This is a genomic window from Amycolatopsis sp. lyj-84 (genome assembly GCF_046549075.1).
In the GTDB taxonomy this organism is placed as follows: Bacteria; Actinomycetota; Actinomycetes; order Mycobacteriales; family Pseudonocardiaceae; genus Amycolatopsis.
On the sequence record NZ_JAJPWO010000023.1, the window covers coordinates 97,994 to 114,742 of the forward strand.

6 protein-coding genes are annotated in these 16,749 nt (G+C 72.5%); 2 read left to right on the top strand and 4 right to left on the bottom strand.

Annotated elements, in window-relative coordinates; all coding sequences use genetic code 11:
• Positions 1-162 precede the first annotated feature (162 nt).
• The 4 genes from ACLJRM_RS42040 to ACLJRM_RS42055 form a co-directional block, all read right to left on the bottom strand.
• Positions 163-5,502 carry an SDR family NAD(P)-dependent oxidoreductase gene (locus ACLJRM_RS42040; protein WP_410666229.1) on the bottom strand — a complete coding sequence of 1,780 codons (5,340 nt, stop codon included), beginning with the start codon at positions 5,500-5,502 and terminating at the stop codon, positions 163-165.
• A 10-nt stretch (positions 5,503-5,512) separates the two neighbouring features.
• Positions 5,513-8,974 carry an amino acid adenylation domain-containing protein gene (locus tag ACLJRM_RS42045; RefSeq protein WP_410666230.1) on the bottom strand — a complete coding sequence of 1,154 codons (3,462 nt, stop codon included), beginning with the start codon at positions 8,972-8,974 and terminating at the stop codon, positions 5,513-5,515.
• Positions 8,971-12,408 (bottom strand): AMP-binding protein, encoded by a 3,438-nt coding sequence (locus ACLJRM_RS42050; protein ID WP_410666231.1) that lies wholly within the window; start codon positions 12,406-12,408, stop codon positions 8,971-8,973. The genes ACLJRM_RS42045 and ACLJRM_RS42050 overlap by 4 nt, the downstream gene beginning before the upstream one ends.
• A 679-nt stretch (positions 12,409-13,087) precedes the next feature.
• Positions 13,088-15,865 carry a BTAD domain-containing putative transcriptional regulator gene (locus tag ACLJRM_RS42055; protein ID WP_410666232.1) on the bottom strand — a complete coding sequence of 926 codons (2,778 nt, stop codon included), beginning with the start codon at positions 15,863-15,865 and terminating at the stop codon, positions 13,088-13,090.
• A 145-nt stretch (positions 15,866-16,010) separates the two neighbouring features.
• Here ACLJRM_RS42055 and ACLJRM_RS42060 point away from each other — a divergent pair, with 145 nt between their 5' ends.
• Together ACLJRM_RS42060 and ACLJRM_RS42065 are read left to right on the top strand one after the other, a co-directional pair.
• Positions 16,011-16,319, top strand: coding sequence for a hypothetical protein (locus tag ACLJRM_RS42060; RefSeq protein ID WP_410666233.1), 309 nt, complete (start codon positions 16,011-16,013; stop codon positions 16,317-16,319).
• A gap of 137 nt (positions 16,320-16,456) precedes the next feature.
• The coding region (locus tag ACLJRM_RS42065; RefSeq protein ID WP_410666234.1) for a hypothetical protein at positions 16,457-16,749 on the top strand (293 nt) is incomplete at its 3' end.

Here is a 16,749-nt window from a genome sequence, read left to right on the forward strand (position 1 = left end):
TTGGTCCCGCGGGTCGGTTCGGCATGTCGCGAAAGCCACTTTCGCAACGTTGAAGGTTGCGAAAGTGGCTTTCGCAACCTGTCACCTTTGCCTTACCCCTCAATAGCCCGAAACCCCACTCACGACCGCCGAAGCCCACCCGGCCCGAATTCGCCAACGGTCTCAGCGCTCGAGCTTCGGGATGGTGGTCCGGGCGGGTTCGGCCGTCGCCTCGGCCTTGCCGTCGCGCAACTCCTCGATCCGCTCGACCAGAGTGGCCACTGTGGACGCTTCGAACAGCGTCTTCATCGCCAGCCGGGTACCGGTGGCCTTGCGCACCTGGGCGATGAGCTGGATGGCGACCAGCGAGTTACCGCCGAGAGCGAAGAAGTCGTCGTGCACACCGATCTTCTCCACGCCTAGCAGCTCGGTCCACTGGCGGGCGATCTCGGCCTCCAGGTCGGTGCGCGGAGCGACGTAGTCGTCCTCCGACACCCTCACCGGTGCTTCGCCGGGTTCGTCCAGCTCCTCGGCGCTGACCCGGTGCTCGATCAGCTCCCGCACCGGGAGCGTGCTGATCACCACCTGCCCGCCGAGGCCGGGGGCCAGCGCCCGGACGAACGCCTCGGCGCCGTCCACCGGCCGGATCCCGGTCGACGTCTTGTCCGAATCGGACACAGTGGACACAGAAGATCCCGTGGACGACGAAGTCAGGCCGCCACCGACAGCGTCCTGATCGACCTGGCGCAGCACGAAGTCCTCGATCGTGACGAGCACGCGGCCGGTCTCGTCGCACAGCGCGAGGTCGGCCGCCACCACCTGGTCGCCGCCGGAGTCGCGGTAGCGCAGGTGGCTGCGGAAACTCGCCGGGAGCGCGTCGTGCACGACGATCCGGCCGTAGCCCATCGGCAGGTAGGCGCCGCTCCCCCGGCCTCGGCCGAACGCGGTCGCGACGTCCAGCAGCGCCGGGTGCAGCCCCCACGTGCCGACGTCACCCGCCGCCGCGTCGGGTGCCGTGATCGTGGCCAGCTCCTCGTGCGCGCCGATGCGGTGTTCGCGCAGCGCCGCCCAGCGCGGGCCGAAGGTCACCATGCTGGTGCGGCCGGTTCCGAAGCCGTGCCCGTCGTCGATCGGTTCGGTCCGCCCGGTCACCGCCTCGATGTCCACAGTGGACGTCGGCACGGCCGCGACCCATCCGGCGGATCCGCGCACGTGGGTCCGGCTCGCACCGGCGACATGGCTGGTCACGGTGAATTCGTCGCCGTCGAACTCCACGCGGTACTCCGCGGTGGCGCCGTCCGGGACGCCGAACGGCTCCAGGAACACGACGTCCCGCAGCTCGACGACGTGCCCGTCACCGGGCTTCGGCAGCGCCGCGGCCACCGCCGCGCGGACGGTCTCCAGGTGTCCCGTGCCCGGCACCACCGGTACCCCGGCGATCCGGTGCTCGTCGAGAAGCCAGTGCGTGGCCGCCGAGACGAGCCCGTGCGCGCCGTCCTCGGAGCGCGTGGTGAGCACGGGGTGTTCGACCGGGCCGAGTGCCCGCGACCGGGCGGTGCGGATCGTGGTCGGAGCGGCCACCTCCGCGGCCATGCCGACCTCGTCCCAGCCACCCCAGGCATGCGAGACCAGCCGCGCCCGCCAGCCGTGGTTCCCCCGCGCGTAGGCGTCGAGGAAGTTGTTGGCGGCGCAGTAGTCGACCTGCCCGATGCCGCCGACCACCGCGGTGATCGACGAGCACAGCGCGACGAAGTCCATCGGCAGGTCGCCGAACGCCTCGGACAGAGCCAGCGTCCCGGCGATCTTCGGGGCCAGCACGGCCTCGGCCGCGGCCCGCTCCTTCACCTCGGCGACGCCGCCGCCGGGCATCCCGGCGGCGTGCACGATCCCGTCGAGGCCACCGAACTCGCGCTCGGCCAGCTCACGCACCTCACGCAGGCGCGCCGCGTCGGTGACGTCGGCGGCGACGACGTGCACCACCGCGCCCGCGGCCTCCATCCGCCGCACGGCGAGGATCGCACGCCCGGTGCGGTCGGTGCCGCCGTGCGCGGCGAGATGCGGGTCCCACTCCGCCCGCGGCGGCAGTGCGGTGCGGGCGAGCAGCACGAGCTTCGCCCGCACCCGGCGGGCGAGGTCCTCGGCGAGCGTGATGCCGATGCCGCCGGTCCCGCCGGTGATCAGGTACCGGCCGCCGTCGCGCAGCACCGGCTCGGCGGCCGGGGGCAGTTCGATCTGGGTGTGGTCCAGCACCCAGCGGCGGCCTGTCCGCAGCGCGACCTCGGCCGCCGCGTCGGCCGGGCGGAACAGCTCGGCGACGGCGTCCTGCGGGTGGTCCGCGTCGACATCGATCCGGCGCACCACCGTGCCCGGGGCCTCCAGCGGCACCACCCTGGCGATGCCCGCCAGGGTCGCGTGCTCGGGGCGGGTCAGGTCGGTGCCGGTGACGTCGGCGGCTCCGGTGCTCAGCACGTCGATCCGCATCGGCTCACCCCAGGCCTGGACGAGGTTGAGCACGCTGAAGAACCCGTGATCCTGGGCGGCCATGCCGCGCTCGTCCCCGGTCAGCGTCCAGGCGTGCACGACCCGCTCGGGCCGGGCGGGCAGCGCGGCCACGAGCGCGTCGTAGTCCTCTCGTACCCCGGGCCGGACGGTGAATCCCGTCTCCGTCACGGCGAACCCGTTGCCGGGACGCACTTCGGTGACCGTCACACCCGCGTCACGCAGCTGCCTCGGCAGGACGTCCTCGGCGGCGAAGACGAGCGCGTTCGCGAAGGGCTCGCGTCTCAGGTCCGGTTCCGCCTGCCGCCACGCCGGGACCGCGAACCACTCGGACAGCGGCAACGGACCGCTCCGCCGCGCGGGCCGGGCGTCCGTGACCGGGTCCGGATCGACCCAGTACCGCTTGCGCGCGTACGGGTAGCCGGGCAGCGGTACCCGGTGGCCGGGCGCGCCGAACGTCCGCGAATCCAGGGAAACCCCGTTCGTCCACAAGAGACCGGCGGCGCCGTACAGCGTTTCGACGTCGCCGATGCGCTCGGTCCGGCCCGGCAGGCTCGGCTGCGGCGCGGGCATGCCCTTCGGGACCTGGCCGCGGGCCAGCCCGGCAAGCTGGTGACCGGGGCCGCATTCGACGAGCGCCCAGCGGCCGCCGCGCACGAACAGATTCTTGACGCAGTCGCCGAACCGGACGGCCTGGCGCAGGTGAGAGGCCCAGTAAGCGGGGTCGGTGGCCTGGGCGTCGGTGATCCAGTCGCCGGTGACGTTCGACAGGAACGGCAGCGCGGGCGCGGTGCGGACGACGGCGGTGACGGCGGCGGTGAACTCGGCCAGTACCGGGTCCATCATCGGCGAGTGGAACGCGTGCGAGGTCACCAGCTCGCGGCACTGCACGCCGCTGGCCTTGAGCGTCGCCGCGAAGTCCGCGACCGCGTCCGGCGGTCCGGCCACGACGCACGTGCCGGGCCCGTTCACCCCGGCGATCGCGAGGGTGCCCGGCAGCCGCGTGGTGACACTCTCCTCGTCGAGCTGGACAGCGAGCATCGCCCCGGCGGGCATCGACTGCATCAGACGGCCGCGGGTGGCGACCAGGTTCAGCGCGTCCGGCAGGGTGAAGACCCCGGCGACGGTGGCGGCGACGTACTCGCCGACCGAGTGACCGATCATCGCCGAGGGCAGCACACCCCAGCTCTGCCACAGCTTCGCCAGCGCGTACTCGACGACGAACAGCGCGGGCTGGGTCACGCGGGTTTCCCGAAGCGCCTGCTCGCCACCGGGTGAGAAGATCAGGTCGCGCAGCTCCGGCAGCTCGGATTCGAGCAGCCGCAGGCACTCGTCGACGGCCGCGGCGAACACCGGCTCGGCCTCGTACAGCTCGGCGCCCATCCCGGCGTACTGCGAACCCTGCCCGGGGAAGAGGAACGCCACGTTCGGCTCCCCGGCCTGTGCGGACACGAGGCGCCGGGAATCCCGCAGCCCGTCGACCGCGTCCTCGGAGTCACGGGCGACGACGACCGCGCGGTGCGGGTACTCGGTGCGCCCGGCGGCCAGGGTGTGGGCCACGTCGGCGAGGTCGAGATCGACGTCCCCGGCCAGCCGCTCGGCCAGCCCGTCGACGGCGGCCGAGAGCGCCTCCGCCGTGTTGGCCGACACCCGCAGCAGATGCGCCGGGTGCGGCGCCCTGCTCCACTGCGGGGCGGGCGCCTCCTCCAGCACGACGTGCGCGTTGGTACCGCCGACGCCGAACGAGCTGACGCCCGCCCGCCGCGGTGCCGCGGCCGCCTCCCACTTCGTCACCCCTTGCGCCGGGTAGAACGGGCTCGCCGGGAAGTCGATGCCCGGGTTGGGTTCGTGGTAGTTGATGGTCGGCGGGATCAGCCTGTGCTCCATGACGAGCACGGCCTTGATCAGCGAGACCACGCCCGCCGCCTGCGACAGGTGACCGATGTTGGACTTCACCGAGCCGATCGCGCACCAGCCGGTGTCCGCGACCCCGTTTCCGTACACAGTGGACAGTGCGGCGATCTCCATCGGGTCGCCCAGCGCGGTGCCGGTGCCGTGCGCCTCGACGTAGCCGATGGTGCGCGGGTCGACACCGGCCATGCCGACGGCCTGCGCGATCGCCTCGGTCTGCCCGGCCACGCTGGGCGCGGAGAAGCCGACCTTGGTGGCGCCGTCGTTGTTGATCGCGTTGCCCAGCACGACGCCCCGGATGTGGTCGCCGTCCTCGATCGCCTGCGACAGCCGCTTCACCAGCACGACCCCGGCGCCGCTGCTCCAGACCGTGCCGTTGGCGCCTTCGTCGAACGCGCGCACGTGGCCGTCCGGCGAGGTGAAGCCTTCGACGCCCATATAGCCGATGCCATGCGGCATCTCCAGGTTGACCCCGCCCGCCAGCGCCATGTCGCATTCACCGTTGCGCAGCGCCTCACAGGCCAGATGCACCGCGACCAGGGACGTCGAGCAGGCAGTGAACACCGCGAGACTCGGGCCGCGCAGGTCGAGCTTGTACGACACCGAGGTCGTCAGGTAGCTCGGCTGGTTGCCGGTCGAAATGCCGATACCGCCGTGCTGCGAGGCGAGAATCCGCTCGTTGCGCAGCAGGTTCTCCTTCAGGTAGCCGGTGCCCCCTGAACCGCCGTAGACGCCGATCGCGCCGTCGAAGCGGGCCGGGTCGTAGCCCGCGTCGGTCAGCGCGGCGTGGCACGACTGCAGGAACAGCCGATGCTGCGGATCGGTGATCTCTGCCTCGCGGCTGGTCATGCCGAACAGTTCCGCGTCGAACTCGTCGAAGCCGTCGACCACGGTGGTGGCGTTCACCCAGCTCGGATCGTCCACAGTGGCCTCTTCGGCGCCGCGGGCGATCATCTCCTCGCGGGTGGCGGGCACGATCGACTCGACGCCGTCGACGAGGTTGCGCCAGAACTGCCGCGCGTCACGCGCGCCGGGCACGCGCACGTCGAGTCCGACGATCGCGATCGGTTCGGCTCCGGGATCGCCGGCGCCGGTTTCGGGAAGGTGGGTCACGGTGGTGCTCCTATCCGAGGCCGGCCGGGCCGGCGGTGCTGCGGGGTCTTCTGGTCTGGGTGCGGCCGCGACGGGCGGCGACGCGCTCGGCCGCGCGGGCCAGCTCCGGGCTGGCGCCGCCGCCGGAGTGCAGGTGCGCGGCGAGGGCGCGGACGGTGGGATGGCTGAGCAGGTCGACCATCGGGATCCGGCGGCCGAGCCGGGCGGTGACCTGGGCGTGCACCCTGGCCAGCGCGAGCGAATGCCCGCCGACGTCGAAGAAGTTGTCGGTGTGCCCGACTTCGGCGACGCCGAGGACGTCGCACCAGGCACGGGCGATCACGGCCTCGGTCGCGGCGAGCGCCACCGGATCCGCGGCGGCGGCCGTCGGTGGCGGTGGCAGTGCGCGGCTCATCGCGTCCGGCGCGGCGGTGCGGACGCCCGCCCGCGGCAGTTCCGGCACGCTCGTCCCGACCGGCGAGTCCGGCGCCGCGGCCAGCGCGGCGAGCAGGGCGACGTAGTCCTCGGCGAGCCCGGTCATCCGCTTGTGGTCGAACAGGTCCGGGTTGTACAGCAGTTCGACGCCGTCGTCGTGGACGTACACCGTGAGGTCGAACGGCGACCCCGGCTTGTCCACCGGCAGCCACCCCGACCGCACACCGGGCAGGTCCAGCCGCGGCTCGGTGAAGTTCAGGACGTTGAACATCACCTGCACGAGCGGGGCGTGCGCGGGATCGCGGGGCACGCCGAGCGCCTCGACGAGCCGCTCGACCGGCGCGGCCGGATGCGCGGTCGCGGCGAGGAGTTCCGCGCCGCCGCCACGGACGTGCGTCGCGAAGTCGGCGGAGTCGTCGGCCCGCAGCCGCACCGGCACGATGTCCACGAAGAACCCCGCGACCTCCTGGAACTCGGCGAGCTGCCGGTCCGCGACGACCGTGGCGACCAGGTGGTCGGCCGCGCCGGTGAGCCGCCGCAGCAGCTGGCCGAACGCGGCGAGCAGCACTCCGGCGCGCGTCGTGCCGGTGCGGGCGGCCAGTGCCCGGACCGACTCGGCGGCACCGTCCGGAAAGGACTGACGCAGGCTCGCGCCCCGGTAGGTCTGCACGGCCGGGCGCGGCCGGTCCCTCGGAAGGTCCACTGTGGAGGGTGCACCGGCGAGATGTCCGGTCCACCAGGCGACATCAACGGCCTCCCGGCGTTCGTCGCGTCCGGCCCGCCACACCGCGTAGTCCGCGTAGGACGCCATCGGCGGCGGCAGTGGCTCACCCCGGTAGGCCGCCGAGAGGTCGGCGCAGAGCAGGTCCTGCGACCAGCCGTCGAACACCGCGTGATGCAGCGTGAAGCCGAGAACGTGCTCCGTCTCGCCGAGCCGGTAGAGCCGTACGCGCCAGGGAGCCTCACGGTCGAGGTGCACGGGCGTCGCGGCGTCGGCGGCCAGCCGGGCCCGCAGGCCGTCCTCGGTCACCGGCGCCATCGGCAGCGGAACGTCCGTTGTCGGCAGGCGATCCGCCAGCGGCGCGCCGTCGACGGACCGGATGCGCCAGCGGAGCACGTCGTGCCGCTCGGCGACCGCGCGCAACGCGTGGCGCAGCGCGTCGACGTCCAGCGCGCCGGTCAGCCGGAACGCCATCGTGATGTTGTACGGCGCGGCGTCCGGGGCGAGCTGGTCGAGGAACCACAGCCGCCGCTGCGGCGGGGACAGCGCGGGCGTGTGCCCGGTGGTCAGCCCCGGTCCGGTCAGTGGCGGCGCGGCCGCGACCCGCCGGGTGAGCCCGTCGAGAGTGCCGCCCGCGAACACGTCCTCCGTGGCGACGTCCGCGGCCAGCTCCGCCCGCAGTGCCGCGACCAGGCGCATCGCGGCGATCGAGTTCCCGCCCGAGGTCAGGAAATCCGTCCCCGCGCCGTCGCCGAGCACCCGCCGCCAGATGGCCGCGACCGCGCGTTCGGCCGGGGTGCCGAGCGGGCCGAGGTCCTCCCGCTGTCCCGCGAGCATCGCTTCGGCCAGGTCGCGCAGGGCGGGCCGGTCGATCTTGCCAGTGACCGGGTTGACCGGCAGGCGGTCGAGCACCTGGACCGCGGCCGGGCGCATCGCCGAGGTGAGCCGGTCCCGGCCGAGTGTGTCCACATCGGACGGTGCGGACGCCGGTGCCAGGAAGGCCACCAGCCGGGTGCCGCCCGGCCCGGGGACGGCCACCACGGCCGCGGCGTCGACGTCCGGGTGGGCCGTGAGTGCGGCCTCCACCTCGCCCAGTTCGATCCGCTGGCCGCGGACCTTCACCTGCCGGTCGGCGCGGCCGGCGAACCCGAGACGGCCGTCGGGCAGCTCGCGGACCAGGTCGCCGGTGCGGTAGAGCCGCTCCCCCGGTGTGATCGGGTCGTCGATGAACTTCTCGGCGGTCAGCTCCGGGCTGCCGAGATAGCCCTGCGCGAGACCCGGCCCGCCGATGAGCAGCTCGCCGACCTCACCGGGCGTGACCGGCCGCAGCCCGGCGTCCACGATGTACGCCCGGTGGTTCGGCGTCGGGCGGCCGAGCGGCAGTGGGTCGGCGGGGATGCCGGTGACCTCGTCGATGACGACCGCCACGGTGGTCTCGGTCGGGCCGTAGGCGTTGAAGAAGCGACGGCCCGGCAGCCAGCGCGCGGCGAGCTCCGCGGGCACCGGCTCACCACCGCAGGCGACGACGCGCCAGCCGGGAACGGCCGCGGGGTCCACCATGGACAGCAGTGTCGGCGTGGCGAAGCCCCACTCGACGTCGTGCTCGACGAGGAACCGCCGCAGCCGTTCGGGGTCGGCCCGGTCGGCGGCTCCGGCGAGCTGGACCGAACCGCCGTACGCCAGCGGGACGAACACGTCCATGGTGAAGGCGTCGAAGGCGAGCGAGGAGAGGCCGAGCGTCCGGGTGCCTGGCCGGATCCCGAGGGCGGCGGCGAACCCGGTGACGAACGCGACGACGTTGCGGTGACTGGTCAGTACGCCCTTGGGGCGGCCGGTGGAGCCGGAGGTGTAGAGGAGGTGGGCGAGGTCGTCCGGTCCGGCGGGGCATTCGGCGGGCCCGTCCGCGGGCGGGGGCACGTCGAGCGCCTCGACGCCTTCCGTGGCACCGAATTCGGCCCGGGCGCAGTTACCGACGACGAGGGAGAGCCCGGCGTCCGCGGCGATTTCGGCCAGCCGCGCCTTCGGGCCGCCGGGTTCGAGCGGCACGTAGGCGGCCCCGGACAGCAGCACGCCCACGACGGTCGAGATCAGCTCCGGCCGCCGGTCGGCGCAAATGCCGACGCGGGTGCCGGGCCCCGCGCCCCGTGCCCACAGCAGCCGGGCGACGCCGGTCGCCGCGGCGACCAGTTCACGGTAGGTGAGCCGGGCGTCACCCTGCCGGACGGCGACGGCGTCCGGGGTGCGCGTGGCCTGGGCGAGGATCAGCCCGGTGATCGTGGTGTCCGGATAGGACAGTGGCGGGCCATGGCCGCCCACGACGGGCAAGGTGTCGGTCACCGAAGGCTCCCCTGGTCGGATGTGTGATGAGACGGTGGGTCGATCCAGTGCCGCTCCCGCTGGAACGGATAACCCGGCAACGGGACGCGGCCCGGTGCACCGCCCGCGAACCGCGCGGCCCACTCGACGTCGCCGCCCCCGGCCCAGTGGACAGCCAGGTCCCGCACCGCCCCGGCCGGGCCCTCGACGTCGGTTCCGTTCGCCAGCAGCGCATCGAGCGCGGCGACCGCCGACGGGACCGAGTCCGCCACCACGGCGGCCCGGCACGCGAACGCCCGCCGGACCGAAAGCGTGTACGCCGCGTCCCCGAGGTCCGGCGCGTCCGTGGCGAGCCGCTCGCGCAGCCGGGACACCGCCTCTCGCAACGCTTTCGCGTCACGCGCGGACACCGGCAGGACGAACGGACCGCTCGCCGCCTGCCGTGGTGGAGCGGCAGGGGCCTCCTCCACGATCACGTGCACGTTCGTGCCGCCCAAGCCGAACGAGCTGACCCCGGCCACCCGCCGCTCACGGGCGGGCCAGTCGGCGGCCTTCGCCGGGACGTACCAGGGGCCGCCCGCCAGGTCGACCTCCGGGTGCGGGGCCGTGAAGTGCAGGCTCGGCGGGATGACGCCGTGCCGCACGGACAACACGGCCTTGATCAACCCGGCGACGCCTGCCGCCGCGTCGAGATGCCCGATGTTCGTCTTCACCGAGCCCAGCGCGCACGTTTCCGCTGGCGCGCCCCGGTAGACACGGTTGAGCGCGGCCACCTCGATCGCGTCGCCCAGCGGGGTGCCGCTGCCGTGGGCTTCGAGCAGCGCGACCTCGTCCGGGGCGACCTCCGCGACGGCCAGTGCCTCGGCCACCGCGGCCGCCTGCCCGGCCGGTCCCGGCACGGCGTAGCCCGCGCGGTCCGGGCCGTCGTTCGTGATCGCCCAGCCGGGCAGCACGGCGTAGACGTGATCGCGGTCGGCGAGGGCGTCCGCCAGCCGCCGCAGCACGACGACCCCGGCGCCCGAGCTGAACCCGGCGCCCGCCGCGGCGACGTCGAACGCGCGGCACCGGCCGTCCGGCGAGGCGAGCCCACCCGAGCGGTACCGCGGCCAGGTCACGTTCGCCCCGCCTGCCAGCGCGACGTCGCACCGGTAGTCCATGAGACTCTGCGCGGCCAGCGCGACCGCCGCGAGCGAGCTGGAGCACGCGCTCTGCACGGCCACCGCGGGCCCGGTCAGCCCGAGCCGGTAGGCGACCTGGCCGGGCAGGTGGTCGGCGAGCTGGCGGCCGGTCAGCCGCCCCTCCCAGTCGTCCGGGTCGACGTCGCCGGTCACCGCCGGATTGCCGAACAGGTGGAACAGGAAGTAGCGGTTCACCGAGGCGGCCGTGAACACCCCGACCGGCCCGGTCTCGGCGGCGGGATCGCGTCCGGCGTCCTCGAGTGCCCGCCACGCCGTTTCGAGGAACAGCCGGTGCTGCGGATCGGTCCGCGCGGCCTCGTCGGCGGTGAACCCGAAGAACCCGGCGTCGAACTCCTCGACACCCTCGATCCGGCCACCCGCCCGCACGTACGCCGGATCGGCACGCAGGCCCGGGCCGATGCCCAGCGCCGCCAGCTCGTCGTCGGCGTAGTCGTGGATCGAGTCGACGCCCGCGCAGAGGTTCCACCAGAACGAGGCGGCGTCCGGCGCGCCGGGGAACCGGCAGGCCAGCCCGACGACGGCGATGAGATCCCCTGCCGGCTCCTCCGCGGCGACAGGCGACCGAGTGTCCGAAGTGGACTCCGTGAACCAGGCGGCCTGCCCGGCGATCGTCGTGTGCTCGAACAGGGCGAGCAGCGGGACGTCCACCCCGAACTCGTCGGCCAGCCGCGCCTGCACCCGGCCGAGCCGCAGCGAGTCGCCGCCGGCGTCGAAGAACGCCTCGGCGCGCCCGACCCGGTCACGGCCGAGCACCGCGCACCAGATCCGGTGCACGCGTTCCTCGGCCGGGGTCAGCAGCTCGGCCGGGACGGTCGCGGCCGCCCGCGGGTCCGGAAGTGCCCGTTCGTCGAGTTTTCCGGTGACGGTCAGCGGAAAACCGTCCAGCACCGCGACGGCCGCGGGCACCGAGTAGACGGGCAGGACGTCCGCCAGCGCGGCCCGCAGCACCCGGCCGTCCGGACGCGGGCCGGTCGCGGTCACGTAGGCGAGCAGGTCGCCGTCGCGGACGATCGCGCGGGCTTCGGCCACACCGGGCTGTTCGGCGAGCCGGGCCTCGATCTCGGTCAGCTCCACCCGGAAACCGCGGACCTTGACCTGCCGGTCGAGCCTGCCGAGGCAGACGAGGTTCCCGTCCGGCAGCAGCCTGCCTAGGTCGCCGGTCCGGTAGCGACGGTCGCCGTCGGCCGTCACCCCGAACGCCGGGCTCGGCTGGTCGAGGTAGCCGTCGACGAGGTGCCGTCCGCGCACTTCGAGTTCGCCGCTGTCCAGCACGGTGAGCGTGAACCCGGGCAGCGCGCGCCCGATCGGCAGCGGCCCGTCGGCGTCCGGGCCCAGCTCGGCGGCGGTCGTCCGGTACTGCGCGGCGAAAGTCACCTCGGTGGCGCCGTAGCCGTTGACGAACACACAGTCCGGCGCGAACCGGCCGCGGCGGACGTCGGCGTGCGTCGCCTGCTCGCCGCCGAGCAGCACGGTCCGCACGGACGGGAGGCCGGTCTCGCCGAGGACGTCGAGCAGATGCCGGTAGACCGTGGGCGTCGAGTGGTAGACGGTCACCTCGTGCCGGGCCAGCTCGCGCGCGGCGTGGGCGAGGCCGTGCGCGCGCAGGTCGACCGGCACGACCGCGGCGCCGCTGAGCAGTGCCGGGTACAGGTCCGGGATCGCCGCGTCGAAGCCGAACGACGCGAGCAGGCTGAGCCGGTCGGCCGCGGTGATGCCGAGCGCGGCGATCTGGTTGTCGACGACGTGCAGGAGGTTGCGGTGGGTCTGCGCGACGGCCTTCGGCCTGCCGGTGGACCCGGAGGTGAACAGCACGTACGCCGGGCTGTCCGGATCGGATTCGGGCACCGGGAGCGGCGCGGTCTCCGTGCCCGAACGCACGAGCCGCGCGGATCCGTTACGGCACAAGGACTCCGCCAGTTCGACGTACTCCGGGTCCGCGAGCACTGCGGTCACCCGCGCGGCGGCCAGCTGGTATTCGAGACGCTCCCGGGGGAAGGTCGGGTCCAGCGGGACGTAGGTGCAGCCCGCGGCGAGGGTGCCGAAGATCGCCGCGATCGCGGCGCTGCCGTGCCCGGTGACGAGCCCGACCCGCTCCCCCGGCAGGACACCGGCGTCGCGCAACCGCAGCGCGCGGCCTCCCGCGAGTCCGGCGAGCCGGGCATAGGTGAGCCTGGTGCCGTGTTCGATGACCGCGATCCGGTCGGGCGACTGCCGGGCGTGCACATCGAATCGGCTGACGCAGCCGGTTTGTGTCATCGGGCGTCGAGCAGTCGCTCCGAGGTTTTTCGGGCGCGCGACAACAACGGCGTGGACTTCATCTTGCTCCCCAGTGACCATTCAGGTGAAGAATTACGCAAGGTTAAGGCGACCTGTCGCGCCAAGGAATACGAAATCTGTCGATTTGGTTCGGATGGCCTACTGATCTTGGACCAGACGTTGCAGCTACACACGTCTTCCAGCCCAATCGGCGGCCAGGGCGCCATTTCGCGCCCGAATTTACGACCACTATGGACACTCGATCGACTACACCCGGTAATGCGTCGGATATTAACCGACACCATGCGGGAAATGCTTCTACAAACAACCGGAAGGCGAATTCGTCGAAATCGATTCAGGAATACGATTCCCGATCACGCGGGACTTCCCGGAGCCGCCGGAACCCTGCTTGTGCGTCGTGGTCCGGGCGCCACCGCGGCCGCGGTGGCGCCACCCCCTTGCACGAAACCCGGCACCACCGCGGCCACCATGAACGGCACGATCGTTCTTCGCATCGCCGCCCTCGCCCTCCCCGGTCCGAGTGCGGCGAAGCGCGACCGTGTGCTCCCGCCTGCGTGGGCGGGACGCGTCGCTCGAACAGGACCGTAGGCGAGAAACGCGACGGCCTCTGTCGTCGCGCTTGCACGGCGCTGTCGTCCGGGCGAGCACGCGGATTCGGCTACCCGTGCGCGGAAAGCAGTGCCCGGATCTCGGCGGCGACGGTCTCATCGCCGTCGTGAAGGCACCTGTCGTAGGCCTCTCGCCACACTCGGCGCGCTTGATCGACGTCGCCGTCCGCGAGCAGCGCGTGCCCCAAGCCGACTCGGAGCGGCACTGCCAACCTGGTCACGTGGAGCTCCTCGACGAGGTCGACGGCTTCCCGGTACGTCGCGGCGGCGCTGCGATGATCACCCGACCCCGCCTGTACGGCGGCGATGGTCTCCAAACCGGCGGCGATCCGCGAGGGTTCCGTCCCGTCGCGAAAGGTGTCGAGGGCTCGCTGGGCGGGTCCACTCGCCTCTTCGTAGCGGCCGAGCCCGACGAACGTGTCCGCGAGGTTGTTGAGTGCCATCGCCGCGGACAGGTCGTCACCGACCGACTCGTACAACCGGACCGCTTCGCGCAGCGGCTCGACAGCCTCGTCGAACAGGCACAGCCAGTTGAGGGCCGACCCGAGGTTGAGCAACGCCGTGCCCTGTTCGGCGAGGTCGCCCAGTTCGCGAAAGATCTCCAGCGCCGCGCGGCAGTAGGTGATCTGCTTGTCGCGGTCGGCGGCGCGGCCGTAGCCGGTGCTCGCGCCGTTCAAGCACTTGCCCTGGAGGAACCGGTCGCCCGTGGCGGTCGCGCTGAGGACGGCGGCTTCGCCCATGTCGACTATCCGTTGCCAGTATCCGCGCAGGTTGAGGTAGTGCCAGGACAGCTGGAACAGCGCCGCGGCTTGGGCGTGCAGGCCGTGCTCGTCCGCGCCGAGGACCAGCCTGGCGATCGTGTCGATCTCCCGGTCGAACCAGGCGACCGCGGAGTGGTGGTCAGCGAAGTCGACAACCGGAACGCCGGGCCCGGCCACGGGGAGCGGCATCCGGTGCGGAAGGCCGCTGAGCTGCTCGCGTGCCCGTTCCGCGGTGTGCGCGTAGTGCGCCGCCAGCCTCTCGACCGCCGCCGTCGCACCGGGCAGAACCGCCGCCTTGTCGCGCGCGTACTGCCGAAGGAGGTCGTGCAGCTCGAACCGGTCGGGCAGCCGCTGCTGGAGCATGCTGACCTCCGCCAACCGCCCGAGCGCGGCACCCGCGGCCGCCGGCGGGATCCCGGCCAGCGCGGCGACCGCGTGCCTTCCGACGCTGTCGCCGGGAAACAGGCCGAGCACATCGAACACCGCCGCCGCCTGCGCGTCGAGCGCGTCGTAGGACCAGTCGAACAGTGAACGCAGGTCGCTGTCGCGGTCGTCGTCGACCGACAGCACCTCGAGCCCGCGCTGGTCGGCCAGCTCGTCCCGCAACGAAGACAGCGGCCACTCCGGATGCCGGGCCGCGTGGTCCGCGGCCAGCCGCAACGCCAGCGGCAGCCGGGCGCACAACTCCACGATCGCCGCCGCCGCGTGCGGCTCGGCCGCCACCCGGTCCCGGCCGACCTGATCGGTGAACAGCTCCAGCCCCTCGGCCGGGGAGAGCAGGCCCAGGGTGATGTGGCGCGCCCCTTCCCGGGCGGACAGGCCGCGCAACTTACGGCGGCTGGTCACCACGACCGAACCCCCGCCGGGCAGCAACGGCCGCACTTGGGCGCTGTCACGGGCGTTGTCCAGCACGACGAGCATCCCGCGCGCGGCGGACTCGGTGCGCCAGAGCGCCGCCCGCTCCTCGACATCGGCCGGGACGCGCTCCGGCGACACCCCGAGCGAACGCAGCAGCACGTCGAGTGCGTCCGCCGGATCGACCGGCACGCTGGGACCGTAACCACGCAGGTTCAGGTACAGCTGCCCGTCCGGGAACCGCGGCACGACCTGATGTGCCCAGTGCACGGCCAGGCTCGTCTTCCCGATGCCGGCGGCACCGTCGACGGCGGAGATCACGACCGGTTGACCGTCGGCCCCGCTCACGAGACGGTCCAGACCCGCCATCTCGTCACAGCGCCCCACGAACCCGCGCACGTCCCCCGGCAACTGGCGAGGCACCTGCGCCCTGGCGGGCTGCCCGGCCACGAGCGTTTCGTCGTCGAGCAGGATCGCCTGATGCAGATCGGCGACGGCGCGCCCCACGTCGAGGCCGAGTTGCTCCCGCACCAGGCCGGTGACCTGGCGATAGGCGTCCAGCGCCTCGGCCCGCCGCCCCGACCGGTGCAGCGCCAGCATCAACCTGGCCCACAGCGACTCGCGCAGCGGGTGCCGCGCGGTGAGGTCTCGCAGGTCGGCGATCACCTCCTGCCCGTGACCTCGCTCCAGATCGACGTCCAGCATCCGCTCGCGGGCGGCGAACCACAGCTCGGCGACCTGCGGTCCCGCCTCCGCCCGCAGCCCCGGCGAAGCGACGTCCTCCAGCGGATCTCCACGCCACAACCGGACCGCCGACGCGAGCGACGCATACTCACGGCCGGTGTCCCCTTCCCTCGCGGCGACGGCCGCCGACTCGACCAGCTCGCGCAGTCCGAGCAGGTCGAGCTCGGTGGCGGTGGCACGCAGCAGGTACCCACCCTCGGTCGTCTCGATGACTTCGGCTCCGAGGCTGCGCCGCAACCTGCTCACCAGGGTCTGGAGACCATTGCGCACGTCCAGCGGGGACTCCTCGTCCCACACGTGAGCGATCAGCTTCCACAGCGGGACCACCTGATTCGCCGAGAACGCCAGCGATGCCAGCAACGCCCGCTGCCGCCCGCCCACGTCCACCGGCCCCGCGGCCGTCTCGACCTCGAACGGCCCCAGCACCCTGAGCCGCAGACCTCGAGCCGTTGCTTTGCTCTGAACCATGACCGCCCTTCGTTCGGCGTCACCGATCATGCCGCAAAACCGAACGGTCGCCGTGCGCAGCACAGGATGAGCGCGACTCGGTCACCCAGTTTCGGACTCCGGTCAGCGGTGCACCAGGCCTCGAAGTCGACGTAGCGTCGTCACCATGTCCAAGGGACAGAAGCCCGCTCTGAGCTTCTGGGGCTTGATGGGCCGCGTGGCCGGGTCCCTGTTCGGTATCGGCATGACAGTCTTGGCCGTGCTGACCGTGAAAGGCGACATCGACGTCCTGAACGGCGCGGGCGAGCCCACCACCGATATCACCCGCATACTGGTCGGGCTGGTCTACACCATCTTGGGACTGACGACCGTGGCCGGCGCCATCGCCGGATTCCCTGAAGGGCCGCACGACAGCAACGAACGCGCCGACCGCGACATCGGCTTCGACGATGACGGCGACGCCGACTTCGACTGACCTATTGCGGAGAAGGGCGAACGTGTCGTGCTTCGCGGGCGGGGCGTGCCGGATCGAAGGCCCCTTCATCGCGTCCGATGCAGCGAAGGAAGCCTTCGGCGTCGCGGATCTGAACCGGCCACACCATGACTGTCCACATGGGACACTTCCAGACGGTTAAATGTCTGCTTGATGCCTACACGCTTCACAAAGGGGGTCGTGAGTGGCAAAGCGAGTTATTGAGGGGAAGGTCAAAAGTGCAGTGCTCGGGCGGTATGAGTTTTCACGGGCTTCAGTCCAACGCCACACCAGTCTTTCCGGGCCGTGTCGCGAAAGCCAGGCGGATTCATGCGGTCGTTGCAACATCCTTCGTGAGCTGGGAGTTTGTGGTGGCTGGCGGGTTCGTGTTGCCGCGTTCGGTGCGGGTGCGTTTTTGGGGTGCGGTGCGGGC